Origin of the sequence: Streptomyces sp. NPDC047853, assembly GCF_043204535.1 — a bacterium.
GTDB lineage: Bacteria > Actinomycetota > Actinomycetes > Streptomycetales > Streptomycetaceae > Streptomyces.
The window spans coordinates 573,730-596,353 of sequence record NZ_JBIDCI010000001.1 but is presented as its reverse complement, the minus strand read 5'-3'; the positions used below and the strand labels follow the sequence as shown (position 1 = coordinate 596,353).

At 72.6% G+C, this 22,624-nt stretch carries 24 protein-coding genes and 1 pseudogene; 11 read left to right on the top strand and 14 right to left on the bottom strand.

Annotated elements, in window-relative coordinates; all coding sequences use genetic code 11:
* Both ACGF5T_RS02805 and ACGF5T_RS02800 read left to right on the top strand, forming a co-directional pair.
* Positions 1-454, top strand: a pseudogene (locus tag ACGF5T_RS02805) (ATP-dependent helicase); the annotation flags it as partial.
* A gap of 150 nt (positions 455-604) precedes the next feature.
* Positions 605-1,492, top strand: coding sequence for an alpha/beta hydrolase (locus tag ACGF5T_RS02800; RefSeq protein ID WP_366766095.1), 888 nt, complete (start codon positions 605-607; stop codon positions 1,490-1,492).
* Here ACGF5T_RS02800 and ACGF5T_RS02795 read toward each other — a convergent pair.
* Positions 1,489-2,385, bottom strand: coding sequence for an NYN domain-containing protein (locus ACGF5T_RS02795; protein WP_356604320.1), 897 nt, complete (start codon positions 2,383-2,385; stop codon positions 1,489-1,491). The genes ACGF5T_RS02800 and ACGF5T_RS02795 overlap by 4 nt on opposite strands.
* A gap of 256 nt (positions 2,386-2,641) precedes the next feature.
* Between ACGF5T_RS02795 and ACGF5T_RS02790 the strand changes: the two genes are divergently transcribed.
* Positions 2,642-2,794 (top strand): hypothetical protein, encoded by a 153-nt coding sequence (locus tag ACGF5T_RS02790; RefSeq protein WP_155060754.1) that lies wholly within the window; start codon positions 2,642-2,644, stop codon positions 2,792-2,794.
* Between the two features lie 67 nt (positions 2,795-2,861).
* On the opposite strand, the gene ACGF5T_RS02785 is transcribed toward ACGF5T_RS02790, so the two are convergent.
* The 3 genes from ACGF5T_RS02785 to ACGF5T_RS02775 all read right to left on the bottom strand — a co-directional run bounded on the left by ACGF5T_RS02785 (position 2,862) and on the right by ACGF5T_RS02775 (position 5,260).
* Positions 2,862-3,467 carry a MarC family protein gene (locus ACGF5T_RS02785; RefSeq protein ID WP_356604318.1) on the bottom strand — a complete coding sequence of 202 codons (606 nt, stop codon included), beginning with the start codon at positions 3,465-3,467 and terminating at the stop codon, positions 2,862-2,864.
* 55 nt (positions 3,468-3,522) lie between these two features.
* Complete coding sequence (locus tag ACGF5T_RS02780) at positions 3,523-4,380, bottom strand: PHP domain-containing protein (RefSeq protein WP_366766094.1); 858 nt, start codon at positions 4,378-4,380, stop codon at positions 3,523-3,525.
* A 238-nt stretch (positions 4,381-4,618) separates the two neighbouring features.
* Positions 4,619-5,260: a DUF6758 family protein gene (locus tag ACGF5T_RS02775; RefSeq protein ID WP_356604314.1), complete on the bottom strand. Its 642-nt coding sequence runs from the start codon at positions 5,258-5,260 to the stop codon at positions 4,619-4,621.
* A 172-nt stretch (positions 5,261-5,432) separates the two neighbouring features.
* On the opposite strand from ACGF5T_RS02775, the gene ACGF5T_RS02770 reads away from it, so the two are divergent.
* Positions 5,433-6,656, top strand: coding sequence for an MFS transporter (locus tag ACGF5T_RS02770; protein WP_366766093.1), 1,224 nt, complete (start codon positions 5,433-5,435; stop codon positions 6,654-6,656).
* A gap of 29 nt (positions 6,657-6,685) precedes the next feature.
* On the opposite strand, the gene ACGF5T_RS02765 is transcribed toward ACGF5T_RS02770, so the two are convergent.
* Positions 6,686-7,282 carry a suppressor of fused domain protein gene (locus tag ACGF5T_RS02765; protein WP_356604310.1) on the bottom strand — a complete coding sequence of 199 codons (597 nt, stop codon included), beginning with the start codon at positions 7,280-7,282 and terminating at the stop codon, positions 6,686-6,688.
* A gap of 510 nt (positions 7,283-7,792) precedes the next feature.
* Between ACGF5T_RS02765 and ACGF5T_RS02760 the strand changes: the two genes are divergently transcribed.
* Together ACGF5T_RS02760 and ACGF5T_RS02755 are read left to right on the top strand one after the other, a co-directional pair.
* On the top strand, positions 7,793-8,911 hold the full coding sequence (locus ACGF5T_RS02760) for a magnesium and cobalt transport protein CorA (protein WP_356604308.1): 1,119 nt from the start codon (positions 7,793-7,795) through the stop codon (positions 8,909-8,911).
* A gap of 33 nt (positions 8,912-8,944) precedes the next feature.
* Positions 8,945-9,457 (top strand): hypothetical protein, encoded by a 513-nt coding sequence (locus ACGF5T_RS02755; RefSeq protein ID WP_356604306.1) that lies wholly within the window; start codon positions 8,945-8,947, stop codon positions 9,455-9,457.
* Between the two features lie 27 nt (positions 9,458-9,484).
* Here ACGF5T_RS02755 and ACGF5T_RS02750 read toward each other — a convergent pair whose 3' ends face one another.
* Positions 9,485-10,180: a hypothetical protein gene (locus ACGF5T_RS02750; protein WP_356604304.1), complete on the bottom strand. Its 696-nt coding sequence runs from the start codon at positions 10,178-10,180 to the stop codon at positions 9,485-9,487.
* 282 nt (positions 10,181-10,462) lie between these two features.
* On the opposite strand from ACGF5T_RS02750, the gene ACGF5T_RS02745 reads away from it, so the two are divergent.
* Genes ACGF5T_RS02745 through ACGF5T_RS02735 form a run of 3 tightly spaced genes read left to right on the top strand, consistent with a single transcriptional unit; the run spans position 10,463 to position 13,521 of the window.
* Positions 10,463-11,755 carry a magnesium transporter MgtE N-terminal domain-containing protein gene (locus ACGF5T_RS02745; RefSeq protein WP_366766092.1) on the top strand — a complete coding sequence of 431 codons (1,293 nt, stop codon included), beginning with the start codon at positions 10,463-10,465 and terminating at the stop codon, positions 11,753-11,755.
* Positions 11,745-12,344 carry a DUF1003 domain-containing protein gene (locus ACGF5T_RS02740; protein ID WP_356604300.1) on the top strand — a complete coding sequence of 200 codons (600 nt, stop codon included), beginning with the start codon at positions 11,745-11,747 and terminating at the stop codon, positions 12,342-12,344. The genes ACGF5T_RS02745 and ACGF5T_RS02740 overlap by 11 nt, the downstream gene beginning before the upstream one ends.
* A gap of 43 nt (positions 12,345-12,387) precedes the next feature.
* The gene (locus tag ACGF5T_RS02735) at positions 12,388-13,521 is read left to right on the top strand and encodes an Mrp/NBP35 family ATP-binding protein (RefSeq protein ID WP_361017828.1); all 1,134 of its coding nucleotides are present in this window, start codon (positions 12,388-12,390) and stop codon (positions 13,519-13,521) included.
* Between the two features lie 72 nt (positions 13,522-13,593).
* On the opposite strand, the gene ACGF5T_RS02730 is transcribed toward ACGF5T_RS02735, so the two are convergent.
* The 5 genes from ACGF5T_RS02730 to sigE form a co-directional block, all read right to left on the bottom strand.
* Positions 13,594-14,265, bottom strand: a complete 672-nt coding sequence (locus ACGF5T_RS02730) for a hypothetical protein (RefSeq protein WP_356604296.1) — start codon at positions 14,263-14,265, stop codon at positions 13,594-13,596.
* A 244-nt stretch (positions 14,266-14,509) separates the two neighbouring features.
* Positions 14,510-14,956 (bottom strand): sec-independent translocase, encoded by a 447-nt coding sequence (locus ACGF5T_RS02725; protein WP_356604294.1) that lies wholly within the window; start codon positions 14,954-14,956, stop codon positions 14,510-14,512.
* Positions 14,957-15,103: 147 nt separating this feature from the next.
* On the bottom strand, positions 15,104-17,326 hold the full coding sequence (locus ACGF5T_RS02720; protein WP_366766091.1) for a trypsin-like peptidase domain-containing protein: 2,223 nt from the start codon (positions 17,324-17,326) through the stop codon (positions 15,104-15,106).
* A 95-nt stretch (positions 17,327-17,421) separates the two neighbouring features.
* Entirely contained in the window at positions 17,422-18,438 is a 1,017-nt protein-coding gene (locus ACGF5T_RS02715; RefSeq protein ID WP_366766090.1) for a zf-HC2 domain-containing protein, read from the bottom strand.
* Positions 18,435-19,106, bottom strand: coding sequence for an RNA polymerase sigma factor SigE (gene sigE / locus ACGF5T_RS02710; RefSeq protein ID WP_356604288.1), 672 nt, complete (start codon positions 19,104-19,106; stop codon positions 18,435-18,437). Before sigE ends, ACGF5T_RS02715 begins: the two co-directional genes overlap by 4 nt.
* 210 nt (positions 19,107-19,316) lie before the next feature.
* Here sigE and ACGF5T_RS02705 point away from each other — a divergent pair, with 210 nt between their 5' ends.
* Positions 19,317-20,102: an O-methyltransferase gene (locus ACGF5T_RS02705; protein ID WP_356604286.1), complete on the top strand. Its 786-nt coding sequence runs from the start codon at positions 19,317-19,319 to the stop codon at positions 20,100-20,102.
* Positions 20,103-20,233: 131 nt separating this feature from the next.
* Here ACGF5T_RS02705 and ACGF5T_RS02700 read toward each other — a convergent pair whose 3' ends face one another.
* Complete coding sequence (locus ACGF5T_RS02700) at positions 20,234-20,401, bottom strand: DUF3117 domain-containing protein (RefSeq protein ID WP_003966491.1); 168 nt, start codon at positions 20,399-20,401, stop codon at positions 20,234-20,236.
* Between the two features lie 367 nt (positions 20,402-20,768).
* Between ACGF5T_RS02700 and ACGF5T_RS02695 the strand changes: the two genes are divergently transcribed.
* On the top strand, positions 20,769-21,572 hold the full coding sequence (locus tag ACGF5T_RS02695; protein ID WP_361017821.1) for an enoyl-CoA hydratase-related protein: 804 nt from the start codon (positions 20,769-20,771) through the stop codon (positions 21,570-21,572).
* A 28-nt stretch (positions 21,573-21,600) separates the two neighbouring features.
* Here the strand turns inward: ACGF5T_RS02695 and ACGF5T_RS02690 are convergent, their stop codons facing one another.
* Positions 21,601-22,185 carry a DNA-3-methyladenine glycosylase I gene (locus tag ACGF5T_RS02690; protein WP_366766089.1) on the bottom strand — a complete coding sequence of 195 codons (585 nt, stop codon included), beginning with the start codon at positions 22,183-22,185 and terminating at the stop codon, positions 21,601-21,603.
* Entirely contained in the window at positions 22,182-22,535 is a 354-nt protein-coding gene (locus ACGF5T_RS02685) for a DivIVA domain-containing protein (RefSeq protein WP_356604730.1), read from the bottom strand. Before ACGF5T_RS02685 ends, ACGF5T_RS02690 begins: the two co-directional genes overlap by 4 nt.
* Between the last annotated feature and the right edge of the window lie 89 nt (positions 22,536-22,624).

Here is a 22,624-nt window from a genome sequence, read left to right as displayed (position 1 = left end):
GAAGGCGGAGACCGCCGTCGACACCGCCGAGGGCACGGTCGAGGCGGCCGAGGCGAAGCCGCGCCGCCGCACCCGCAAGACGGCCGAACCCGCCGAGACCGTCGAGACGGCGACGCAGGCACCGGAAACCACCGAGGCCAAGCCCCGCCGCACCCGCAAGACGGCCGCCACCAAGGCGGAGACCGCCGTCGACACCGCCGAGGGCACGGTCGAGGCGGCCGAGGCGAAGCCGCGCCGCCGCACCCGCAAGACGGCCGAACCCGCCGAAGCCGCGGCCGGGATCCCGGCCCAGGCCTCGCAGGAGCCGGAGGCCGCACCGCGGCGTCGGACCCGCAAGGCCGCCGCGACCGTCGAGGCGCCCGCCGCGGCTCCCGACGCCGAGGCGAAGCCGAAGGCCCGCCGTACCCGCAAGGCGGCGGCCGGCAGCCGGCCCGCGGAGTCCGGCGAGAGCTGACCGGCACCGTTCCACCCGACCGTCGGCCCGGTCCCGCCACCCAGGCGGGGCCGGGCCGACGGCGTCGCTCCCCCGGCCGTGGCCTGGTCGCGTCCCGACACCCACCCGCCACCCCGCCCCGCGTCGACCTCCCCCGGATAACCTCGGCCCGTGAGCAGGAACGCCGCCTTCGCCCCGCCCCCGGACGCCCGCACGTACCGACTGCGTACCGCGCGCGGTGAGTTCGCCGTCGTCGACTCACCCGTGGCCGACGGGGCCGAACCGAGGGGGGTGGTGCTGATGCTGCCCGGGTTCACGGGGAGCAAGGAGGACTTCACGCTGCTGCACGAGCCGCTCGGCGCGCGCGGTTACCGCACGGTCGCCGTGGACGGCCGGGGGCAGTACGAGTCCGACGGGCCGGAGCACGACGAGGCCGCCTACGCGCAGACCGAGCTGGCACGGGACGTGCTGGCGCAGGTGGCCGCCCTCGGGGTGCGGGTGCATCTGGTCGGGCACTCCCTCGGCGGCCAGATCGCACGCGCCGCCGTCCTGCTCGACCGCGCCCCCTTCGTGTCCCTCACCCTGATGTCCTCGGGCCCGGCCCGGATCTCCGTCTCCCAGCAGCAGCGGGTGAAGCTGCTGCGGGACGCGCTCGACACGATGACGATGGCCGAGGTCTGGAAGGTGATCCAGGCGATGGGCCCACCCGAGGAGGTCGGCGGTCCCGCCGTCGGCCCCGGGGACCCGGAACGGCTGCGCAGCCGCTGGCTGGGCACCAGGCCCGCCCAACTCCTCGCCACCGGACGCCAGTTGTGCGACGAACCGGACCGCGTCGCCGAACTGGCCGCGGTGGCGCCCGCCTGCCACGTGGTGTCGGGCGCCTACGACGACACCTGGCCGGTGCCCCTCCTGGACGAGATGGCTGCACGACTGGACGCGCGCCGGACCGTGATCACCGGCGCCGAGCACTCCCCCAACACCGACCAGCCGCTGCCCACCGCCCGCGCGCTGGCCGACTTCTTCGACGATGTCCGGCGCGGCCTCGGAACGACGGCCTAGTACTGCGCCTGCAGGTGCTCCCAGAAGCCGTCCCGCAGCGTCCGTCGCAGGTCGGACTGGCCACGGAGCGAGTACTGCAACAGCCCCTCGGCCTCCACCAGGAGGTCCTGGTCCACCGACCCGGGGAGGTAGGGGTGACCGGGGAGGAGTTCCATCAGTGACTCGCGGCCCCGCGCGGCCAGCCACTTCGCGGCGACCTGCGCGCCGACGAACCGGACGTCCTCGCGGGTCGGGCGGGAGCCGCCCGTCACCTCGTAGACCTGGGCCGTGCGGCGGGAGACGTACGGCTTGAAGAAGTCGAGGTCGAAGGTGCGCTGGCTGTCGACCTCCCACAGCAGCGGATCGGCCTGGTTGCGCCCCTCGGGGGCCTCGATGCCCCACAGGTGGACGCGGGCGCCGTAGCCCTGGGCGGCCTCGACGGCGGAGACCAGGTCCTCGTCGCCGCCGAGCAGGGCCGCGTCGCTGATGGCGCGGTGCCGGGCGAGGGACTCCAGGTCGGAGCGGATGAGGGAGTCGACGCCCTTCTGCTGGTTGTTGGCGTTGAGGTTGCCGAGGCGGACCTTCACGTCCGGGAGCTCGGCGATGGACTGCTGCTCGGCGGTGTGGATGCGGCGCCGGGCGCCGTCGTACCAGTAGACCCGCAGCAGGCGGCTGTCGGCGAAGATCGTGCGGGCCGTGTCGATGAGGGCCTCGATCAGCCCCTCTGCGTCCAGATCGAAGGCCCGGCGGTCCTCGGTGCCGGCCGCCAGGCGCCCCGCCGCCGCGTAGAGATAGCCGGCGTCGACGAAGATCGCGTGGGTCGAGGGCGTCTTGGCCACCTCGGCGAGCATGCGGTGCAGCAGCTCGTTGGTGCGATCGATGCGGGCGTTCATGGACGCGAGGTCGTCGTTCATCGCCTCCATTGTCCCGGCGGTCACGCTGCGAACACAACCGGTCCCCGTCAGTCTTGTACCGGGTATCGTGCGGGTCGCCCGCCCGGGGTCCACATCGCATACCGCTCAGTAGTTAGACGTTCGAAAAATTTCCTTAGCGTAAGGAATGTTCGTAACACGCAGCCCGTTGACTAGGTACGGAAGCCCCGGGCACCGACGACCCGGGAGCCACACCAGTAGTTCTCCTCAGGAGGATGACCAGATCAAGGGAGAGGCCATGCGCTTTGAAATCATGCGACTCGACGACGTCGACGGAACCCCCGTGGACACGACCGTCGTGGACGCCGCCTCCGTGAACCGCATCGTTCAGCAGGCCGCCGCCATAGGGCAGCGCCTGTGGATCCGCCCCGCCGACACCACGGCCTCGTAGCGCGGACCCGCACCCGACACACCGGGGCCCCGCACGGATCGCCGTGCGGGGCCCCGCGCATGTCCGCTCACGCGGTCTGGATCACCTGCGTCACGCCGTTGATGATCTGCTGCACGGCGATCGCGGAGAGCATCATGCCGGCGAGGCGGGTCACCAGGACCACGCCGCCGTCCTTGATGACGCGGATGATCAGCAGCGAGTAGCGCATCACCAGCCACAGCACCACGTGGATGGCGAGGATCGCCGCCCACACCGACACCTGCGTGGCCGCACTGTCGGCCTTCTCCACCGCCAGGATGACCGACACGATCGCCCCGGGCCCGGCGAGCAGCGGCATGCCCAGCGGGACGAGCGCGACGTTGACGTCCTTGGTCTGCTTGGGCTCGTCCGTCTTGCCGGTGAGCAGGTCGAGCGCGATCAGCAGGAGCAGCAGACCGCCGGCGATCATCAGCGCGGGCACGGAGACGTGCAGGTAGTCCAGGATCTGGTGCCCGAGCAGACCGAACACGGTGATCACGCCACCGGCGACGCAGACGGCCTGGAAGGCCATCCGCTTCTGCACCTTGGCGGGACGGCCGGAGGTCAGCGCGAGGAAGATCGGCGTGATCCCGGGGGGGTCCATGATCACGAAAAGGGTCAGGAAGAGGGAGCCGAAGACGGCGACATCGAACATGGGTGAGCTACTGGCCTTGCGGAGGAGTGAAGGGCGGACGTGCGGGATGCGGGTCTCAGACCCCGCCGGCCCCCGGCACGGGGAAGGCCCCGAACGCCCGTCGCGTGATCTCCCCGTACACCTCGGGGTCCGTCGTGTACTCGCCGAGCACGCAGGCCTTCCGGCTGCCGTGGTAGTCGCTGGAGCCGGTCGTCAGGAGCCCCAGCTCCTTCGCCATGCCCCGCAGCCGGGCCCGGGTGTCCGCGTCGTGGTCCATGTGATCGACCTCGATGCCGTCGAGTCCGGCGGCTGCCAGCTCGGCGATCGTGGCCTCCGGCACCGTACGGCCCCGCTTGGCGGCGGCCGGGTGGGCGAACACGGCGACGCCGCCCGCGCCCTTGACCAGCCGGAGCGCCTCGAAGGGGTCGGTCTCGTGCTTCGGCACGAAGACCCGGCCCCCGTCGGCCAGCCAGTCCGGGGTGAAGGCGTCGCTCACGGTGGGTACGACGCCGAGTTCGACGAGGGCGGAGGCCACGTGCGGCCGACCGACCGAGCCGTCACCGGCGATGCGCGCGACCTGCTCCCAGGTGACGGGCACGCCCAGCTCGTTCAGCTTGGCGACCATGCCCTGGGCCCGCGGCACCCGGTCGTCCCGGACGAGCTCGCGCTCGGCGAGCAGGGCGGGCTCCTCGGGGTCGAAGAGGTAGGCCAGCATGTGCATGCTGACGCCGTCGACGCGGCAGGAGAGTTCCGCGCCGGTGACGAGGGTGAGCCCCTCGGGGAGCGCGGCGACGGCTTCGGCGTGACCGCGGGTGGTGTCGTGGTCGGTCAGCGCGATGACGTCCAGCCCGGCCGTGGCGGCCTTGCGCACCAGCTGGGCGGGGGTGTCCGTACCGTCGGACGCGGTGGAGTGGGTGTGCAGATCGATGCGCACGACGCTGACTCCAAGCGGTGACGGACGGAAGGGGACGCTCAAGGATAACCGGAACTCCGGCCCCCACCGTCACACCCGAAGCGGCCCTGCGCCCCCTACACACCCGCCCGACGCCCCTCCGCACCTCCGACCGGCGTCTGCCCACGCGCCCGCACACGTCCCGCCGCACCCAGCGCCCGCCGCAACTGCCGTCCGGCACCTCCCGGCACCAGAGATCCGGCGACCGGCAACCGGTCCCCTACGGCCGCAGCAGACGCGGTGACAGCGCTCCGCACGGCACCAGGTCGACCTCGGCGCCCGCGTCCCGCAGATCGGTCAGCACCAGCTCCTCGTACATCAGCAGCCCCGACCGCTCCGGCCACACGACGGCCCACAGCCACAGCCCGAGGGCCTCGCCGGCGAAGACGGCCCGGTCGGCGGGGGCGCCGGAGACGTGCCAGAGGGGGGTCGGGCGGCCCGCGGCCAGCACCTTGGCCTGGGGCGGCTTCTCGACGTTCATGTACGGCCCCGGATCGGGGGCGTCGATGCCCGCGTAGCGCGCCCCGAGACCGACACCGAGTTCCTCGGCGATCAGGATCAGCTCGCCCATGCCCCCGAGGGGACCGGGGCCGGAACAGGCCACGGCTGTCGCCCGGCCGCCGCTGCGGTCGTCGCCCGCGCAGGCCACGCCAGTGAACAGCCAGCCGACCGGCAGCGGCCACGGCATCCACACCGGCACCTGCGTGCGGTGCACCACGACGCCGAGCGCCTCGACGCTGGGCGGAAGCACGGGCTGCAGCGGGTGCACGGTCCCGTGCAGATCGCACTGCCAGGAATCGGCGAAGAGGCCGGGAGCCCTGACCCGGCCACCACACTTCGGGCAACTGGGTTCGCCCCTCATAGAGCCCCACGGTCCTACCCGCACCCGCCCGCGTCAAGGACGATCACCCATCCGGGCGGAAGGGCCCGTCGGACCGGGCCGACCCAGGAGCCGCTATATGTATGTTGCATTTATTAGCCGAGCTAACATACTGTGTGTAAACACCAACCATTTACGTCGTCACGGAGCAAGCATGGACCCCTTCGACGCGGGTGCCGGCGGCATCCTGCGGCAGCCCAAGGCGGTGTGGGCGACCGCCGGGGCGTCCGTCGTGGCCTTCATGGGCATCGGACTCGTCGACCCGATCCTGCCGTCCATCGCCAAGGGCCTGGACGCCGACGCCGGCCAGGTCTCCCTCCTGTTCACCTCGTACTTCCTCATCACCGCCCTGGCGATGCTGGTCACCGGCTTCGTCTCCAGCCGCATCGGCGGACGCAGGACCCTGCTGCTCGGCCTGGCCTTCGTCGTCGTCTTCGCGGGTCTGGCGGGCACCTCCGACACGGTCGGCCAGCTCGTCGGCTACCGGGCGGGCTGGGGCCTCGGCAACGCGCTGTTCGTCTCCACGGCCCTCGCCGTCATCGTCGGCGCGGCGGCGGGCGGCAGCGCCGCGGCGATCCTGCTCTACGAGTCCGCCCTCGGCCTCGGCATGGCCTGCGGGCCGCTGCTCGGCGCCCTGCTCGGCGACGCCAGCTGGCGCTACCCGTTCTTCGGCACGGCGTTCCTGATGGCGATCGGCTTCCTGTGCATCACGGTGTTCCTCAGGGAACAGCCGAAGCCGGCCCGCAAGACCTCCCTGCTGGACCCGCTCAGGGCGCTGGGCCACGGCGGCCTCGCCTCGGCCGCGATCTCGGCGTTCTTCTACAACTACACGTTCTTCACCGTGCTGGCCTTCACGCCGTTCGTGCTGAACATGTCCCCGTACAAGTCCGGCGCCGTGTTCTTCGCGTGGGGCGTCCTGCTCGCCGTCTTCTCGGTCCTCGTGGCACCGCGCATGCAGAAGCGCTTCGGCTCGCTGAAGGTGCTCGGCGGCTCACTGGTGCTGCTCGCCGCCGACGTCCTGGTGCTCGGCTACGGCGACCACACCACGGCCATCGTCTGCACGATCCTGTCGGGCGCCTTCATCGGCGTGAACAACACGGTCTACACCGAGCTGGCCCTCGGCGTGTCGGACGCGCCGCGTCCGGTGGCGAGCGCGGGCTACAACTTCGTGCGCTGGTTCGCCGCGGCCGCGGCCCCCTACTTCGCGCCGAAGATCGAGGAGTGGACCGACATCCACATCCCCTTCGTGGTCGCGGCGGTCACCGCCGTCCTGGGCGCGGTCGTGGTCGTCGTACGGCGCCGCGCGCTCACCCGCGAGGCTCAGGAGCTGGAGCCCGGGCACGCGACCGAGGACGGCGTCGCGGTCTTCGCCGAGTGACGAGACCGGTCGAAGAGGGGTGAGTTCCCTCACTCCAACGGGACGGACCTGCGGGACGGATCGCGCAGGTCCGTCCCGTGCGTCAGCCAGCGCTCCTGGAGCGCCTGCGCGCCGTGCACCCGCTTCCAGGCGGCCTCGTTCGGCGTCATCGGCAGCAGCGGCAGGAACCGTACGGCGTCCAGCGGTGCGTCCAGCTCCAGGTCCTCGACCAGGCCGCCCGGCTCGGCCACCAGGACCGAGGTGAACGGGGCCCCCGGCCACAGCGGCTCACCGACGTCCAGCGAGGCGCCGGGCGCCACGACCACCCCCTCGACCTGCGGCGACGCGGCGAGCACGGCGAGCGGGCGGAGCACCTTGCCGGTGTCGGCGAGGCCGTCCCGGACGGAGAGGACCAGCTCGGCGCGCGGGCCCTTGACCGGGTCGGCGAGCACCGCCGTGGGGTCCGCCATGGGCTGGGCCGACATGCCGAGCGTGGCGTAGCGGACGATGTCGCCCTCCTGGCCGCCGCCCGGGAAGCGGAGCACCTCGATGCGGTCGGTGCCGAGGAAGGTGACCGCCGCGCGCGCGTCCGGCTCGCCCAGGGCGCTCAGCAACCGGGCTTCGACCAGAGGAAGAACATCAGCCATGCGGCGAGCATAGAACTCGTAGGGAAGCGGCAAAGCGGCGCCTTGACACGTCACGTGACTGGTACTCTGGCCAGCGTTCGGGGCAGCACGCAGAAGCGTCGCGGTCACGCCCCCGACGCCTGAAGACTCCCCTACGGGGAACCCTCCCAAACAGAGGGAATCGATCGTCCCTCACGAGGGACCGGCCGGAGGAGGTGGGGCTGGCATGGACCGAAGTCGACCGTGCAGTACCACCCGCTCTTCCGGCCGCTGATGCAGCTGCTCCGGCTCCTCGCCACCGCCGCTTTCCCTCATCCGCGCGCCGTCCTTCGGAAGAGCACTTCGTCTCGTTGTGCCTGACCCGGTCGATCGATCCGGTCAGCAGCTGAATCAGCAGCGAAGTCGGCCACCGCGACGGTGCGGTGCACCCCGCTTTGTGGACGTGCCGAGCACGTACGGTCAGGACGTCCTCATTCCGGGTGGTTCCACCCGTCCCGGCGCCGTTCGCTGCCCGTAGCGAAGGAGCCCGCCATGTCGATGATCCGTGACCTGCGCGCCGCGGTCCGCCCGTCCCGAGTCTCCCTGCGCAAGGACAGCGGCGGCGTCTACGACACCACCCGCGACCCGGCGACCGCCACCGCCGTCGTCGACTGCGCCGTCTACCGCGACGGCGCGCGCGTCGAGACGGACACGCCGCTCGGCCCGCACCAGGCGATGCGTCAGGTGCGCCGCGACGGCGGGTTCGTGTGGATCGGTCTGCACGAGCCCACCGAGGACGAATTCGCGGGCATCGCCCGGGAGTTCGGCCTCCACCCGCTGGCCGTGGAGGACGCCGTCCAGGCCCACCAGCGGCCCAAGCTGGAGCGCTACGACGACTCCCTGTTCACGGTCTTCAAGACCATCCACTACGTCGACCACGACGAACTCACCGCCAACAGCGAGGTCGTCGAGTCCGGCGAGGTCATGTGCTTCACCGGACGGGACTTCTTCATCACCGTCCGGCACGGCGGCCAGGGCTCGCTGCGGGCCCTGCGCCACCGCCTCCAGGACGACCCCGAGTTGCTGCTCAAGGGCCCCTCGGCGGTGCTGCACGCCATCGCCGACCACGTCGTCGACGGGTACATCGCGGTCGCCGACGCGGTGCAGGACGACATCGACGAGGTCGAGACGGAGGTCTTCTCGCCGGGCCGCAAGGGCACGCCGCGCGGCACCGACGCCGGGCGGATCTACCAACTCAAGCGCGAGGTACTGGAGTTCAAGCGGGCGGTGGCGCCGCTGCTGCGTCCCATGCAGCTGCTCAGCGAGCGGCCGATGCGGCTGATCGACCCGGAGATCCAGAAGTACTTCCGGGACGTCGCCGACCACGTGGCGCGGGTGCAGGAACAGGTCGTCGGCTTCGACGAGCTGCTCAACTCCATCCTCCAGGCCAACCTCGCCCAGGCGTCCGTCGCGCAGAACGAGGACATGCGCAAGATCACCTCGTGGGCGGCGATCATCGCCGTGCCGACGATGGTGTGCGGGGTGTACGGCATGAACTTCGACTACATGCCGGAGACCCACTGGAAGTTCGGCTATCCGCTGGTCCTGTCCATCACGGTCGGCCTCTGTCTGGGCATCCACCGCACGCTCAAGCGCAACGGCTGGCTCTGAGCCCGCCGGAGTGCTCCTGGATAGGCTGACCGCATGACAAGCGAGCTGCTCGACCAGGCCCTCGTCGAGGAGGCCACGAAGAAGTCCGGCCTCATCTGGGTCAAGGGGGCCGGGGCGCCCGCCCGCGCGCTGTGGCACGTCTGGCACGAGGGCGCCGCCCTCGTCGTCGGCGACGGTCCCGGTGAGCAGCCGCTGCCGGGACTGGCCGCCGGCGCCGCGGCCGAGGTGACGGTGCGCAGCAAGGACAAGGGCGGCCGGCTGGTCTCCTGGGCGGCCCGGGTCGTGGAGCTGGAGTCCGGGACGGAGGCGTGGCAGGCGGCCGTCGCCGACCTCAAGGGCAAGCGCCTGAACGCCCCGGACGGCGAGGCGATGACCGGTCGCTGGGCCCGCGAGTGCCGGGTGCTGCGCCTGGAGCCGACGGGGACGACGGCTCCGCTGCCGGACGGTTCCCTGGCCGAGGCGCCGCTGCCCAGTCCGGCCACGACGCGGGAGCCGGCGCCGGCGGGGCTGCCGCGGCTGCTGCTCAAGCGCCGCAAGAGGCGCTAGCGCCCCCGGGACGCGGGTCGGCGCTTGCTACGACGTCGGCAGCTGGCCGCCGTAGTCCAGGGTGTCGTCCTTGCCCGGCTCCTGGAGCGCGAAGTCCTGGTTCCACTCCGAGAAGCTGATCGTGCCCGCGCTCCCCGCCCGCACCAGGCGCAGGGGGTACGGCGTGCCCTCCAGCGAGACGTCCAGGGTGCCGCCGGCGCCCTCGTCGCCGGTGATCCGGACGGTACGCACGCCCGCCTGCTCGTGGCGCCCGTCCGTCTCCACCGTGCCGTGCAGGGTGAGCAGACCACCGAGGAGGACGTCCTTGTCCGTGAAGCCGCTGAACTTCTTGAACACCGGGTCGCTCTCCGGCACCTTCACGTACTTGCCGGCCAGCTTCTCGGCGGCCTTGGCATCGCCGCCGTCATGGCTCCAGAAGCCGGCGTCGGCCTTCAGGAAGAGCTGCTCGCCGACGCGCAGCAGCCCGAACGTCGTCCCCTCGGCGGCGACCGACCCGGTCCCGCCCTCGGGCTTCAGCCGCATGTCGAGGCGGTACGTGCTCCCGCCGGCCTCCACGGAGCCGTGCAGGTGCACCGCCCGGGCGGTCCCGGCGACCGTGCGGGTCTTGGCGTGGATCTTGTCGGCGGAGAGCTTGCCCACGCCGTTGGTGCCCGCGTCGGGGTCCTCGCCACTGCATCCCGTCAGCCCTCCGCCCGTCACCACCAGGGCGCACACCGCGCCCATCAGAGCGACCCTGCGGAATCGGCGCCGGGGAGTCACAGACACAGGTGGGGCTGCCTTTCTGACAGGGGCCGGCACGGAGCCGACCGGGGGCCGGGCGGCGTACCGCAGCGTACCGGGGCCGCGGACGGCGGACGGAGCCAGTCCGTCCGGACCGCCCACCAGGGCGGAGCCGTTCGGGACGGGCTAGCCTGAAGCCCGTCCGAGCGGGCAATTCGGGAAGAGACACCCTACGAATCAGCTCTCACGCAATCTGACGCACGCTTACGAAAAGGAGCCGCGGCCATGGCAGCGGGCGCCCCCCGGATCTTCGTCTCCCACCTCTCCGGCATCGCCGTCTTCGACCCGGCCGGTGACCAGGTGGGACGCGTGCGCGATCTGGTCGTCATGCTCCGCGTCGGCCGCAAACCCCCGCGGCTGCTCGGGCTGGTCGTCGAACTCACCACCCGCCGCCGCATCTTCCTGCCCATGACCCGGGTCACCGGCATCGAGTCCGGCCAGGTCATCACCACCGGGGTCCTCAACGTGCGGCGCTTCGAGCAGCGGCCCACCGAGCGCCTCGTCTTCGGCGAGCTGCTCGACCGGCGGGTCACCCTCACGGACACCGCCGAGGAGGTCACCGTCCTCGACCTGTCGGTGCAGCAACTGCCCGCCCGCCGGGACTGGGAGATCGACAAGGTCTTCGTCCGCAAGGGGAGGAAGGGCGGCGCCTTCCGGCGCAACAAGGGCGAGACGCTGACCGTCGAGTGGTCCGGCGTCACCGGCTTCTCCGTGGAGGAGCAGGGCCAGGGCGCCGAGAACCTCCTCGCCACCTTCGAGCAGCTCCGCCCCGCCGACCTCGCCAACGTGCTGCACCACCTGTCGGCCAAGCGCCGCGCCGAGGTCGCCGCCGCCCTCGACGACGACCGCCTGGCCGACGTGCTGGAGGAGCTGCCGGAGGACGACCAGATCGAGATCCTCGGCAAGCTCAAGGAGGAGCGCGCCGCGGACGTCCTGGAGGCGATGGACCCCGACGACGCGGCCGACCTGCTCGGTGAGCTGCCCGAGGCCGACAAGGAGCGGCTGCTGAGCCTGATGGAGCCCGACGACGCGGCCGACATGCGGCGCCTGATGGCGTACGAGGAGCACACGGCCGGCGGTCTGATGACGACCGAGCCGATCGTGCTGCGGCCCGACGCGACCGTCGCGGACGCCCTGGCCCGCATCCGCAACCCCGACCTGTCCCCGGCGCACGCCGCCCAGGTCTACGTCTGCCGGCCGCCCGAGGAGACCCCGACCGGCAAGTACCTGGGCACGGTCCACTTCCAGCGTCTGCTGCGCGATCCCCCGTACACCCTGGTCGGTTCGATCCTCGACGCCGATCTGCAACCCCTGGAGCCGGACGCCGCGCTGCCCGTGGTCGCCGGGTTCTTCGCCGCGTACGACATGGTCGCGGCGCCGGTCGTGGACGACTCCGGGTCGCTGCTGGGCGCGGTGACCGTGGACGACGTACTGGACCACATGCTGCCCGACGACTGGCGGGAGACCGAGTACCACCTGGAGGACGCGACGGGGGAGGTGGGCGCCGATGGTGCCTGAGCGTGAGAGCGGGCCCCGTGAGCGGGCGACGTCGGGGGCCACGGCGGCCTCCCGCGGCCGGACCCGGCTGGACCAGCCGCGTCCGCCGCGCCGCAGGCTGCTGCCCGAGTGGGACCCGGAATCCTTCGGCCGGCTGTCGGAACGCGTGGCGCGCTTCCTGGGCACCGGGCGGTTCATCGTCTGGATGACGGTCGTCATCATCTGCTGGGTGGTGTGGAACGTGTCCGCGCCGAGCGGGCTGCGCTTCGACGAGTACCCGTTCATCTTCCTGACGCTGATGCTCTCGCTACAGGCTTCCTATGCGGCCCCTCTGATCCTGCTCGCGCAGAACCGGCAGGACGATCGGGACCGGGTCAATCTCGAGCAGGACCGCAAGCAGAACGAGCGCTCGATCGCCGACACGGAGTACCTGACACGGGAGATCGCCGCCCTCCGCATCGGTCTGGGCGAGGTCGCGACGAGGGACTGGATCCGCTCCGAGCTGCAGGACGTCCTCAAGGACCTGGAGGAACGGCAGAACGGCCACCACCCCGACCGCGGGGTATTCCCGGCGGACCGGTCCGCGGGGCGTGACGTACACGACCGTTGACGGGGCTTTCCGTGCCCCGTGGGCGGCGCCGTACCATCGTCCTATGGCTACGGAAGACGCGGTGCGCGAAGCACTGGCGACGGTGAACGACCCCGAGATCAACCGGCCCATCACCGAGCTCGGGATGGTCAAGTCGGTGGAGATCGGCGCGGACGGAGCGGTCGCGGTCGCCGTGTACCTGACGGTCTCCGGCTGCCCCATGAGGGACACCATCACGCAGCGCGTGACGGAGGCGGTCTCGCGGGTGGAGGGCGTCACGCGCGTCGACGTCGAGCTGGACGTGATGAGCGACGAGCAGCGCAAGGAGCTGGCCACCGCCCTGCGCGGCGGCCAGACGGAGCGCGAGGTGCCCTTCGCCAAGCCCGGCAGCCTCACCCGGGTCTACGCGGTCGCCTCCGGCAAGGGCGGCGTCGGCAAGTCCTCGGTGACGGTGAACCTCGCCGCGTCGATGGCGGCGGACGGCCTGAAGGTCGGTGTCGTCGACGCCGACATCTACGGCCACTCCGTGCCGCGGATGCTGGGCGCCGACGGGCGGCCCACCCAGGTCGAGAACATGATCATGCCGCCTTCGGCCAACGGGGTGAAGGTCATCTCGATCGGCATGTTCACCCCGGGCAACGCGCCGGTGGTCTGGCGCGGCCCGATGCTGCACCGCGCGCTCCAGCAGTTCCTGGCGGACGTGTACTGGGGCGACCTGGACGTCCTGCTGCTCGACCTGCCGCCCGGCACCGGCGACATCGCGATCTCGGTGGCGCAGCTCGTGCCCAACGCGGAGATCCTGGTCGTGACGACCCCTCAGCAGGCTGCTGCCGAGGTCGCCGAGCGGGCGGGCGCCATCGCCGTCCAGACCCACCAGAAGATCGTCGGCGTGGTCGAGAACATGTCCGGCCTGCCCTGTCCGCACTGCGGCGAGATGGTCGACGTCTTCGGTACCGGTGGCGGTCAGGCGGTCGCCGACGGCCTGACCCGCACGACCGGCGCCTCGGTCCCGGTCCTCGGCTCCATCCCGATCGACGTCCGGCTGCGCGAGGGCGGCGACGAGGGCAGGCCCGTCGTCCTGTCCGACCCGGACTCCCCGGCGGGCGCGGCCCTGCGCGCGATCGCGGGGAAGCTCGGCGGCCGGCAGCGTGGGCTGTCGGGGCTGTCGCTGGGGATCACCCCGAAGAACAAGTTCTGACGTTCCGCGCCGTTCTCCCACGGCATCGGGGGCGCCGTCCGCCCGGACGGCGCCCCCGATGCCGTAGTGCCGTCAGGCGTACGCGGCGACGTCCTTGACCACGGAGAAGGCGAGCCCGTACGCGCTCATCCCCCGCCCGTACGCCCCCAGGTGGACGCCCTGCTCGGTGGAACCGGCCAGCACCCAGCCGAACTCGGACTCCCGGTAGTGGAAGGGCGTCGGTACGCCGTCCACGGGGAGGGACAGCGACGTCCAGTCGGCCCCTTCGAGGTCGTCGGCGAGGACCCACGCGGTCTCCGTCTGCTGCTCCAGCCAGTCGTCCCGCAGCGAGTGGTCCATCTGGCCGGGCCAGGTGAAGGAGAGCAGCCCCACGCCGGCGAGCCAGGCCGCGGAGGAGACCGAGGTGGCCTCCAGCAGGCCCGTCCCGTCGGCGCTGCGCCGGTCGGGGTTGGCCGCGACGGTCACGACGACCGCGAACTTCTCCTTGGCGTCCTGGTCGTCACCGGACACGTGCTCGTTGCGCACCGACGGTTCGTCGCCGTGCCCGATCGAGCCGTGCTCCACCGTTCCGTCGGCCGCCGCGCCGACCTGCATCAGCCAGCGCCGACCCGTGAAGGCCTCGTCGAGGCCGTACCACGGGAAGGGCGCACGCAGATAGCCGTCGATCGTCCGCCGGGCGGAGGGGACCTCTTGTCCATCCTCCGTGCCCGGCGTCTGCGCGACCGCCTGACTCGTCGTCTCCATGTGCCCGGACGCCTCCTCGCTCTCGTCGGAACGGAACGGCCCGCCCCCCTTCGGGCGCACTCGTCCGGTCCGCACAACAACTCGGGCAGCATAGCCACACCACGGGCGACAGCCGGGAAAGCGCCCGGCGCGTGGGTCGCGCGGGCGTCGCCTTCGGCCCCTGCGCGCCACGTACGGTGCGTGATACGTGTCACACGGGGCGCCGGGGCCGGGCCCCGGGCGGGCGGCGGCGCGCCGCGTGACGTCAGGTGGCGTCCGCGTCGAAGGGCGGGCGGTCGACGGGAGGCTCGGGCTTCTTCGACATGTCGACGCGGCCGCCGGTGGTGCCGGACGAGGACGAGGCACCGGAAGAGGACGACGACTCGGACTCGCGGCCGTGGACCGCGTCGGTGACCTCGGCCATCTCCTTCTTCAGGTCGAAGCCGTTGCGGATCTCCTTGAGCCCCAGGTCGTCGTTGTCCAGCTGCTTGCGGAGGAACGTCTTGGGGTTCAGGTCCTCGAACTCGAAGTCCTTGAACTCGGGGCCCAGCTCCTGGCGGATGTCCTGCTTGGCGCTGTCCGAGAACTCCCGGATCTTGCGGATGGTCCGCGTGACGTCCTGGATGACCTTGGGGAGCTTGTCCGGGCCGAACACGAGCACGGCGAGGACGACGAGTGTCACCAGCTCGAGTGCGCCTATGTCATTGAACACCTGAAGCTCCTTGGGATGTCCGGGCCGCCCCCACGGTACCCGTCGATCCCGTCCGACCGGTACCGTCCCGCGAGCCCCGAGCGCCTGTACGCGGGCGCTTTCCGAATTGTTTGCCTTCCTGGTCCCTTGTCGGACGTGTGCGCCGGTTCAGTCGCCGCCGGAGGAGCCCAGGACCAGTGAGACCTTCGTCTCCTCGCCGTCGCGCTCCAGCGTCAGTTCGAGGCGGTCGCCGGGGCGGTGGGCGCGGGTCTTGACGATGAGTTCCTCGCCGGAGTGCACGCGCTGGCCGTCGACCGCGGTGATCACGTCCCCCGCCTCGATGCCGGCCTCGGCACCGGGGCCGCCGGCGGTGACCGCGGGCCCGCCGCCGCTGCCGCGGGTGCCGACGCGGGCGCCGTCGCCCGTGTAGGCCATGTCGAGGGTGATGCCGATGACCGGGTGGGTGGCCCTGCCGGTGTTGATCAGCTCTTCGGCGACGCGCTTGCCCTGGTTGATGGGGATGGCGAAGCCCAGCCCTATGGAACCGGCCTGGCCGCCGTCCGACTCCGCGCCGCCGCTGCCCGCGGAGCGGATGGCGGAGTTGATGCCGACCACCCGGCCCCGGGCGTCCAGGAGCGGGCCGCCGGAGTTGCCGGGGTTGATCGGCGCGTCGGTCTGCAGGGCGTCGACGTACGACACGTCGCTGCCGTCGCCCTCCTCGCCGCCCGCCGTGATGGGCCGCTCCTTGGCGCTGATGATCCCGGAGGTGACCGTGCCGGCCAGGTCGAAGGGGGCGCCGATGGCGACGACGGGGTCGCCGACCGTCACGTTGTCGGAGTTGCCGAGGGGCATGGGGGTGAGGCCGCGGACGCCCTTCACCTTCACCACGGCGAGGTCGTATCCGCTGTCGCGGCCGACGACCGTGGCCTCGGCGGTGTCGCCGCTGTTGAAGGTGACGGTTATCCCGCCGCCCGACCCGGCCGGCTGCACGACGTGGTTGTTGGTCAGGATGTGACCGCGGTCGTCGAGCACGAAACCGGTGCCGGTGCCCGCCGCGTCGCCGCCGCTCACGTGCAGGGTCACCACACTGGGCAGGGCCCGGGCGGCGATCCCCGCGACGCTGTCCGGCGCCCGCTCGGCAGTCTCCTTGCCGGCCTGGGGCAGCTCCACGGTCCCGACACCGCCGTTCCGCTCCAGGTAGGCGCCCACGCCGCCGCCGATACCGCCGGAGACGAGGGCGATCAGGAGGGCCGCGCCGATGAGCGCCTTCCTGGTCCGCCGGCGTCGCCGGTCCCGCGTCGGCACGGCCGCACCGCTCTGCTGCCAGGGCGCGGTGGCGGCCGAGGCGGCCCAGGGGTCGTAGCGCCGCCAGGGGTCGGCGCCCGGGGTGTCGGCCGCCGGGGCGTCGTACGTCGCCTGCCCCGGCACCGTCGCCGAAGCGGACGGCGCGGCGACAGCCACCGGCGGGGCCGGCGGCGGGGCGTCCGCCAACGCCGGGTCGGGCACGGCACCCGCGGGCGGCGCGGCACCACCGGCACCACCGGCGGGCCCGACAGCCGCGCCGGGTGCGCCGGGTGCGCCGGGTGCGCCGGGTGCCGTTGCTGCCGTGCCGTGCGCCGCTGGAGCCGGCTGCGGGGCGTCCGCCGCCGTCTGGTCGGGGACCGCCGCCGCGGGCGGTCCCTCGGCCAGGGCAGCCCGCCCCGGCGCCGCCGCCGGATGCTGCACGGGCGGAGCCGGGGCCCAGGGGCCCGGTTCGCCGTACGGCGGGGTGCTGTACGGATCGGGGTCGTGCAGTGGCTTGGTCCGCTCGGTGACGGTCGGGGCGGTGAGGGGCGCTTCGGCGACGAGCCCGGGGGTGGTGGGCGCGTCGGCGACGGGCCCGGGCGTGACGGGTCCGTCGGCAGTGGGCACGTCGGAGACGAGACCCGGGGCGACAGGCGTCTCGGCGACGGACCCGGGCGTGACGGGCCCGTCGGCGATCAGGGCGTCCGTGGCGGCGTCGCCGTCCGGGCCGGGCCGGGCCGGCGGGACCGGGTGCGGACCGGCGTCCGCGGTCGCCTCCGCGCGCGGGGCGTCGGCCGCGTGCACGTGCCCCTCGACGGTGGTCGAGCCCGCGCGTGGGTCAGGACCCGTCGCCGGGTCCGTCACCGCGTCCGTCACCGTGTCCTCGATCGATCCGGGCGCCGGGCGCTCCAGCTCGTAGTCCCCCGCGCCGGACGCGGGACGCGGGACCGGGCGCTCCAGCTCGAAGTCGCCTCCGCCGGGCTCGTCGTCACCGGTGACGGTGGTGTCGGCCGCGCGAGGGCGTTCCAGTTCGAAGTCACCGTCGGGCACGTCCGCCGAGCGGGGACGCGACCACCACTTCGCCTTCGTGGGCTTCCCCTCGTTCATGTTCTCCCCCGCAGCCGGCCGCAGATCGTCGGCCCCAAGGGCTCTGGCGCCACCCCGGATTCAATCAGGTTCCCGGGCCGGCGCGCAGAGCCCGGTCAGTGAGCCGGACGGTGGGAAGCGCCGGGTGCTGCCGCCGGGTAGGGCGGCGGCACCGGGTCGGGGACGGGTGCCGCGAGCAGGGCGGGGGGCCGAACCTCGGACACCATCGACCACGCGGTCAGCGCGAGGGGCGGGACGGCTTCGAGCGGACGTATCAGCGGCGACCTGGCGGCGGCCCCGGCCGTCTCCGCCCCACCCGTCTCCGCGGCGGTCGGGGTGCGCGGCGCGTGCTGCCGCGGATCGGCTCCCGCGGGCGCCGGCAGCCCGGGCAGCAGCGGCGCCGACACCGCGGTGGGGGCGACAGGGGTGTCGCCGAGCGTCCGCTGTCCCTGGACCTGCCCGAGCAGCGGACCGCCCGCACGGCGGCGCTGGCTCTCGTGGCTCGTGAGGACTCCGGCGCCGGCGGTGCGCGCGGGCGTCACATTGCTGCCGTTGCCGGAGCCGCGTGCCTCCGTGGTGGTGTCCGGCGTGCCCACGGTGACACCGCCCAGCGCGATCGCGGCCAGCGACACCGCTCCGGCGGCCGCGCAGGCGAACCGCAGCCCGCGCGAGGACGACCGCTCCGACTCCTGCCGGCCCACGTCGTGGATACGGAAGCCGCGGCCCGGCGCGGAGGGCGTCAACACGGAGGAGTGCGTCCGTGCGGGGGCGTAGCCGAACTCGAAGCGCTCGTCCCGACGGGTCCCGAAGACCCCGTCGAAGCCCCCGAAACCCGTGCCGAATCCGTCCCCGCCCGGCGACGCACCGCCACCGTCCGTGTCGCCTCCGCCGGGCAGCCCCTGGAGGCGGGCCAGGAAGCTCTCGGACGGGGCCGGCGGGGCCGCCTCCGCGAAGACGTTCTTCAGCCGGCGCTGCGCGTCGACCTCCGCCTTGCACTTCGGGCAGGTCGCCACGTGCGCCAGCACACGCTCACGCGTGTCATGACCGAGCTCTCCGTCCACCAGGGCGGAGAGTCGGTCTCCCAGATGCTGCTCTGCGAGGTGCCCCTCGGATTCAGGCCGTGAAACACTCACGCGCTCGTGCCCCCTCCTCCCAGTGCCGGGACACGGGCCGCGAACGAACGGCGCTCGGCGCGGGTCCGGGGAGCGCGGTGCGCGAGCGCCTTGCGCAGCTGGGACCGGCCCCGGTGGATCCGGGAGCGGACCGTGCCGAGCTTGACGCCGAGGGTCGCGGCGATCTCCTCGTACGACAGCCCCTCGATGTCGCACAGGACGACGGCCGCGCGGAACTCGGGCGCGAGGGTGTCGAGAGCCTGCTGGACGTCCGCGTCGAAGTGGGCGTCGTGGAAGACCTGCTGGGGGTTGGGCTCCCTGCTGGGCAGGCGCTCGGCCGCGTCGTCGCCGAGCGCGTCGAAGCGGATGCGCTGCTTGCGGCGCACCATGTCCAGGAAGAGATTGGTGGTGATGCGGTGCAGCCAGCCCTCGAAGGTGCCCGGCGTGTAGGTCGACAGCGACCGGAAGACGCGGACGAAGACCTCCTGGGTGAGGTCCTCGGCGTCGTGCTGGTTGCCCGTGAGGCGGTAGGCGAGGCGGTAGACCCGGCCGCTGTGGGTGCTGACGATCTCCTCCCAGGTGGGCGGAGTCCACGCCTGCCCGTCCGCGTCGCTGGAGAAGGTCGCGGTCTGGGTGTGTCCCGTGGAGGGACGGCCTGCGTGGCTGTGGTCAGCAGCGGTGTCGTTCACGGATTTCGGCCTGCCTGCCGATCCGAGGAAGCGCCGCAGCACTCCGCCCCGATCCGCGGGAACGGCCGCACCTCCCCTGTCGGCTCTGGTGGTGTCCAGTGGAGCCCCTACCATAGCCACCTCGCCCGTTAGCTCCGGATAAGCGGTTTTACGAGAATTTGATCTGGGCTGACACGGCTCGTACGGCTGCGTCAGCACTTGCTCGGCACCATGGCCCACTTCGCTGCCCCCGTCGCCGTCCGGCCGCTCGCCCGTCTTCGGACGTCGTCTCGTCCTCCCCTTCAAACGACCGGTCCCATCTGCGGGTTCCCGACGCCAACGGATACAGTCACGCCGAGGCAACGACGGGGACAGGAGAGGGTCATTACCGGCAACCGGCAGACGAGCTGGGCGTTCGCCGACGCCTATGTCGCCGAGGACGACGCGCTGCTCTGGGCACGCGACCGGGCCCGCGAGGCGGGCCTGCGCTCGGTGACCCCGGGAACGGGCTCCGCGCTGGGACTGCTCGCCGCCGCCGTGGACGCCAAGGCGGTCGCGGAGATCGGCACCGGCTGCGGGGTCTCCGGAATCCATCTGTTGCACGGAATGCGGCCGGACGGCGTACTGACCACCGTCGACCCGGAGCCGGAGCACCAGCAGTTCGCCCGCCAGGCCTTCCGGGCCGCGGGGTTCGCGAGCAACCGGGCCCGGTTCATCCCGGGCCGCGCCCTGGACGTCCTCCCCCGGCTCGCGGACTCCGGTTACGACCTCGTCTTCTGCGACGGCGACCGCCTGGAGTACCTGGACTACCTCGCCGAATCGTTGCGCCTGCTGCGCCCCGGCGGCCTGGTCGCCTTCGAGGGCGTCTTCGGCGCGGGCCGGACCATCGACTCCGGTCCGCAGCCCACCGAGGTGCTGCGGCTGCGGGAGCTGCTGCGCGCGGTCCGGGAGAGTCAGGAACTGGTGCCGTCACTGCTCCCGGTGGGCGACGGGCTGCTGTGCGCCGCCAAACGGTGAACCACCGCCCCGCGAGCACCCCGGGAAGCCGGTCCGGCACCCCTGGGGAGAAGCCGGGGGGACCGGCAGGACAATCGCCCCGGCACCATGTGCGGTACCGGGGCGATCGAACGGGTATGGTCGCTCGCGCGTCAGCCGACGACCTTCTTGAGGGCGTCGCCGAGTGCGTCGGCCTCGTCGGGGGTCAGCTCGACGACGAGTCGACCGCCGCCTTCGAGCGGAACGCGCATGACGATGCCCCGCCCCTCCTTGGTCACCTCGAGCGGGCCATCGCCCGTCCGCGGCTTCATGGCCGCCATGCTCGTTCCCCTTCCTGATACCAGCTCACCGTCACCGCCGACGGCCCGTGAGGGCACGCGCAGTCCGGCCCGGACACGCGACACCGGCATCGAACACATTGCTTCCCAGCCATTATCCCGCATCCCAGGACCCGATGACCAACATCGGTCGGCATCGCTTGGGCAACGCGCGCGAGCAAAACCACTCAATTCGGCGATGTGACTGCGATACTGCGCGCCCCCGCGCACATCCACCGAGGGAAAACGGACCGGATTCCTTTGACGCAGCTCACATCTCAGGAGCCGTCCGGCGCCGGTGATCTCCGTCATGCTGTCTCCCGGACCCACACGGTCGACGACGACCGACCACGACGCGGAGGGGAAACCCATGGCCGACACCGTGCTCTACGAGGTGAGCGACGGGCTCGCGACGATCACGCTGAACCGCCCCGGGGCGATGAACGCGCTGAACATCGAGACCAAGGTCGCGCTCCGGGACGCGGTGCGCTCCGCGGCGGCGGACGACGCCGTGCGGGCGGTGCTGCTGACCGCCGCCGGCGACCGGGCCTTCTGCGTCGGCCAGGACCTCAAGGAGCACATCGGGCTGCTGGCCGCCGACCGGGAGACGGGGTCCGGCGCGACCATGAGCACGGTACGTGAGCACTACAACCCGATCGTGCGGGCGCTCACGGAGGCCCAGAAGCCGGTGGTCGCCGCCGTGAACGGCGTGGCGGCCGGGGCGGGCTTCGGTTTCGCGCTGGCGGCCGACTACCGGATCGTGGCGGACACGGCGGCCTTCAACACGTCCTTCGCGGGCGTCGCGCTCACCGCCGACTCGGGCATCTCCTGGACGCTGCCGCGGGTCGTCGGTCCCGGGCGCGCCGCCGACCTGCTGCTCTTCCCGCGCAGCATCGGCGCCCGGGAGGCGTACGAGCTGGGCATCGCCAACCGGGTCGTCCCCGCCGCCGACCTGCGCGCCGAGGCCGAGCGGACGGCGCGTGCGCTGGCCGAGGGCCCGACGGTGGCGTACGCGGCGCTCAAGGAGGCCATGGCGTACGGGCTGACGCACTCGCTCTCCGAGACGCTGGAGAAGGAGGACGAGCTGCAGTCGCGGGCGGGCTCCTCCGAGGACCACGCGATCGCGGTGCGCGCCTTCGTGAACAAGGAGAAGCCGAAGTACCTGGGGCGCTGAGCCCGGTGCGGCGGGCGGGCCGGACGGCTCAGGCCCGCCGCGCCACGCACGCCGCCAGGTGGTCGTCGACCAGTCCGCACGCCTGCATCAGCGCGTACGCCGTCGTCGGGCCGACGAAACGCAGGCCTCTCTTCTTCAACGCCTTGGAAAGGGCCGTCGACTCCGGTGTGACGGCGGGGACGTCGGTGAGGGTCTTCGGGACCGGGCGCGTGGCCGGGTCGGGGGCGTGCGACCAGATCAGCTCGTCCAGCTCGCCGGGGGCCCACCGGGCCAGCTCGCGCGCGTTGGCGAGGGTCGCGTCGATCTTGGCGCGGTTGCGGATGATGCCCGCGTCGGCGAGCAGGCGTGCGCGGTCCTCGTCGGTGAAGGCGGCCACCTCGGCGATCGCGAAGCCGGCGAAGGCGCTGCGGAAGCCGGGCCGGCGGCGCAGGATGGTGATCCAGGAGAGGCCGGACTGGAAGGCCTCCAGGCTGAGGCGTTCGAACAGGGCGTCGTCGCCGTGGACCGGGCGGCCCCACTCCTCGTCGTGGTAGGTCACGTAGTCCGCGGTGGACAGGGCCCAGGGGCAGCGCGGCGCGCCGTCCGGGCCCGCCACGGCCTCCCCGGCGCTCACTGCCGCTCCTCCTGGGCCGGCTTCTCCATGGAGACGTGCCGGTGGGTGACGGCGGCCCGGGCGCCGGCCAGCGCGGACTCCAGGTCGGCGATGCGGGCGTCGCGCTCGGCCAGCTCGGCGCCGAGGCGGCCGAGGGCGTCGTCGACGTCCGCCATGCGGTAGCCGCGGGCGACGAGCGGGAAGCGCAGCCGCTCCACGTCGGCCCGGTCGACCGGGCGGTCGGGGGGCAGGGAGTCCCGCAGCCGCTCGGGGGCGGCGTCGGGCAGCGGCCCGCTGTCGCCGCCGCTCACCACGGCGAGCGTCACCGCGGCGACCACGACGGCCAGCGCGACGACGAGGAACAGGAACATGACCATCGCTGGGGCCCCCATGGTCGGTCAGGACGCGGTCACCGCGCTGGTCGGCGGGGCGCGTCGCTGGTCGGATCGGAGTCGGAACT

Bases quoted from the DNA above. Each gene is read 5' to 3' on its own strand.
- ACGF5T_RS02750 (WP_356604304.1), bottom strand. From the start codon at position 10,180: ATGGGCGCGGTGTGCGCCCTGGTGGTGACGGGCGGAGGGCTGACGGGA.
- ACGF5T_RS02700 (WP_003966491.1), bottom strand. From the start codon at position 20,401: ATGGCGGCCATGAAGCCGCGGACGGGCGATGGCCCGCTCGAGGTGACC.
- ACGF5T_RS02740 (WP_356604300.1), top strand. From the start codon at position 11,745: ATGGTGCCTGAGCGTGAGAGCGGGCCCCGTGAGCGGGCGACGTCGGGG.
- ACGF5T_RS02790 (WP_155060754.1), top strand. From the start codon at position 2,642: ATGCGCTTTGAAATCATGCGACTCGACGACGTCGACGGAACCCCCGTG.
- ACGF5T_RS02785 (WP_356604318.1), bottom strand. From the start codon at position 3,467: ATGTTCGATGTCGCCGTCTTCGGCTCCCTCTTCCTGACCCTTTTCGTG.
- ACGF5T_RS02775 (WP_356604314.1), bottom strand. From the start codon at position 5,260: ATGAGGGGCGAACCCAGTTGCCCGAAGTGTGGTGGCCGGGTCAGGGCT.
- ACGF5T_RS02735 (WP_361017828.1), top strand. From the start codon at position 12,388: ATGGCTACGGAAGACGCGGTGCGCGAAGCACTGGCGACGGTGAACGAC.
- ACGF5T_RS02685 (WP_356604730.1), bottom strand. From the start codon at position 22,535: ATGTTCCTGTTCCTCGTCGTCGCGCTGGCCGTCGTGGTCGCCGCGGTG.
- ACGF5T_RS02730 (WP_356604296.1), bottom strand. From the start codon at position 14,265: ATGGAGACGACGAGTCAGGCGGTCGCGCAGACGCCGGGCACGGAGGAT.
- ACGF5T_RS02760 (WP_356604308.1), top strand. From the start codon at position 7,793: ATGTCGATGATCCGTGACCTGCGCGCCGCGGTCCGCCCGTCCCGAGTC.
- ACGF5T_RS02795 (WP_356604320.1), bottom strand. From the start codon at position 2,385: ATGAACGACGACCTCGCGTCCATGAACGCCCGCATCGATCGCACCAAC.
- ACGF5T_RS02765 (WP_356604310.1), bottom strand. From the start codon at position 7,282: ATGGCTGATGTTCTTCCTCTGGTCGAAGCCCGGTTGCTGAGCGCCCTG.
- ACGF5T_RS02745 (WP_366766092.1), top strand. From the start codon at position 10,463: ATGGCAGCGGGCGCCCCCCGGATCTTCGTCTCCCACCTCTCCGGCATC.
- ACGF5T_RS02705 (WP_356604286.1), top strand. From the start codon at position 19,317: ATGGCCCACTTCGCTGCCCCCGTCGCCGTCCGGCCGCTCGCCCGTCTT.
- ACGF5T_RS02755 (WP_356604306.1), top strand. From the start codon at position 8,945: ATGACAAGCGAGCTGCTCGACCAGGCCCTCGTCGAGGAGGCCACGAAG.
- ACGF5T_RS02695 (WP_361017821.1), top strand. From the start codon at position 20,769: ATGGCCGACACCGTGCTCTACGAGGTGAGCGACGGGCTCGCGACGATC.
- ACGF5T_RS02720 (WP_366766091.1), bottom strand. From the start codon at position 17,326: ATGAACGAGGGGAAGCCCACGAAGGCGAAGTGGTGGTCGCGTCCCCGC.
- ACGF5T_RS02770 (WP_366766093.1), top strand. From the start codon at position 5,433: ATGGACCCCTTCGACGCGGGTGCCGGCGGCATCCTGCGGCAGCCCAAG.